The sequence below is a fragment of the Oligoflexus sp. genome, from assembly GCF_035638955.1.
Taxonomy (GTDB): Bacteria; Bdellovibrionota_B; Oligoflexia; order Oligoflexales; family Oligoflexaceae; genus Oligoflexus.
In genome coordinates, this window is sequence record NZ_DASQYZ010000390.1 from 1 (window position 1) to 1,907 (window position 1,907).

Sequence of the window (1,907 nt, forward strand, 5' to 3'; positions counted from 1 at the left end):
CGTTCGCAGCATTTCCATGCGATTGGCACTCTGATTGGTATAGGTGCAATTCATAGCCCATTCCTTGCAAATACGCATGTGGGTGTGAGAACCGATCTGGGCTGCAGCCCGGGAATTTCTCGCCTGGCGCCCGTTTTGGTATCCATTCGAATACGACACCAGCACAAATACAAGGTCAGCGATTTTTTCCTCCACCTTCACTATTGAGCCTTTGCTGTTCGCGTACGATTCCTCCTCTCTTCCGAAGTCTCCATCCAGCTCACCCTTGGCAACCAGAGTCTCGATGCGTAAGAAAGGCACTTCGATTAGCTTAATCGTGACATCGCTTCCTGCCTGCTCTGAAATCTTTTGAGCATAGAGGTGGAGATTCGGCCACAAAGGGTTTTTGGAAGTCATCCCCACACCAAATGTGAGATTCACCGCAGCGCTTCTGGTCGACGTAAGAAGGCAAGCGGATACGATAGCGAATAGTTTTAAATGTTTAACCATGCTGTTTCTATATCTTCATTTTAAAGGACGCTCATGACTATTGCCTGAATATTTTAACACAACGTTTCAAACAAAACTCAAGGCTTTCAATGCCTCGGTGAAAGCTGCTCGTGCAGGCGAAAGCGGCAAAGGTTTCGTGTTCGCATCGAGCGTTGTCGCTGAGGTCGGGTAAAAAGAGTGCCTTAGAGAGGGAATATCTTTTTCCGCGTGAACTTCTGAAGTCATTACTCGTCTCAAATTGATCCGCCAGGGAAAAGGCCAGCCCTTCCATGTCAGATTGCATCAAATAGCCTCCTGAAGAGGAGGACTGCAAGTCCCAGGACACGGGCTTTAGTCAATAATATTGGTGCATTGATTAATTCCCAAGCATTCTTTCCGGGGCCATGCCTTTTTGACTCTGTCGCAAGTTTTTTGCCCCGGGGCCCCAGGGCCCTGGTTCAAGCCGCTCCGACCATTTGATATTGTTGCTGCGGGATGCGGAGTACGAGTTCGAATTCGTAGAAACCCGGTTCGTTTTTTTCACTGCCTAGCTTAATTTCGCAGCTTCCTCCGGCCTCCTTTGCAAACTGTCGAACGGCACACATGCCAACGCCCCGTCCGGAGATATTACCCACACTGGTGGATGTGCTTATCCCTGAATGGAATATCAGCTCAGCGATATCCTCAAGGCTGGGATCCGCCTGCAGCTCTCCCGATTGTTGACCCATCTTTCGCAATTTTTCAATGGCCAGGCCCCGGCCATCATCAAAGATGGTGAATTGCAGGAATCCACTAATCACCAAGGCTTTAATATGGATTGTTCCGTTCTCGGCTTTCATTTTTTGACGCCGCTCCTCGATACTTTCCAGTCCATGATCCAAAGCATTTCGCAGGATATGTACCATGCATTTTTCAATCAGTACCTTATTTTCTGAGTTAACATGGACTGGAACAACATCCAAAACCAGATTGGGTTCGGGCTTGCCGATATCACGAGCAATCTTGCCCGCACGTTCCCGATAGCCGTCCATAATAACATCCAAATGTTCAAATATCATTTCTATCAAGACATCACTGTGGGCTTTGATGCCACGAATGAGCTGATGGATGGTTGGGTTGGAGGATTCCACCAGATCCTTAATGATAAAGTACTGGCTCTCAATAAACTCCCGATTAATGGTTATCTTGGTGAGATCCTCGGAGCGGTTTAATTTTTCGCGGTTTACATAGATGTATGAATTGAAAATATCGATCCCTTTTTTGTTTTCCTGACTAAGAATATTCTTACTGATCGCGGCGCCCCCCTATATCTCAGCCAAGTATGAGACAGTTTCTGCCGATAAATTAGTATAATGAAAGTGGCGGAAATGAGGCTTCATCCATGTCCCAGACATCCAAAGACAAAAAGCTTGTGGGTTCAGCAACTTCAGAATCATTAC

General features: G+C 46.9%; 4 protein-coding genes. 2 read left to right on the top strand and 2 right to left on the bottom strand.

Annotated features, from left to right (window positions below; translation table 11 throughout):
* A partial coding sequence (locus tag VE954_RS33695; RefSeq protein WP_324961328.1) for a hypothetical protein occupies positions 1-420 on the bottom strand: 420 nt, incomplete at its 3' end.
* A 109-nt stretch (positions 421-529) separates the two neighbouring features.
* Here VE954_RS33695 and VE954_RS43935 point away from each other — a divergent pair.
* The gene (locus tag VE954_RS43935) at positions 530-661 is read left to right on the top strand and encodes a methyl-accepting chemotaxis protein (RefSeq protein WP_349263854.1); all 132 of its coding nucleotides are present in this window, start codon (positions 530-532) and stop codon (positions 659-661) included.
* A 265-nt stretch (positions 662-926) separates the two neighbouring features.
* Here the strand turns inward: VE954_RS43935 and VE954_RS33700 are convergent, their stop codons facing one another.
* A complete protein-coding gene (locus VE954_RS33700; RefSeq protein WP_324961330.1) occupies positions 927-1,373 on the bottom strand; it encodes an ATP-binding protein in 447 nt (148 codons plus the stop codon).
* A 36-nt stretch (positions 1,374-1,409) separates the two neighbouring features.
* Between VE954_RS33700 and VE954_RS33705 the strand changes: the two genes are divergently transcribed.
* Entirely contained in the window at positions 1,410-1,679 is a 270-nt protein-coding gene (locus VE954_RS33705; RefSeq protein WP_324961332.1) for a hypothetical protein, read from the top strand.
* The last annotated feature ends 228 nt before the right edge of the window (positions 1,680-1,907 follow it).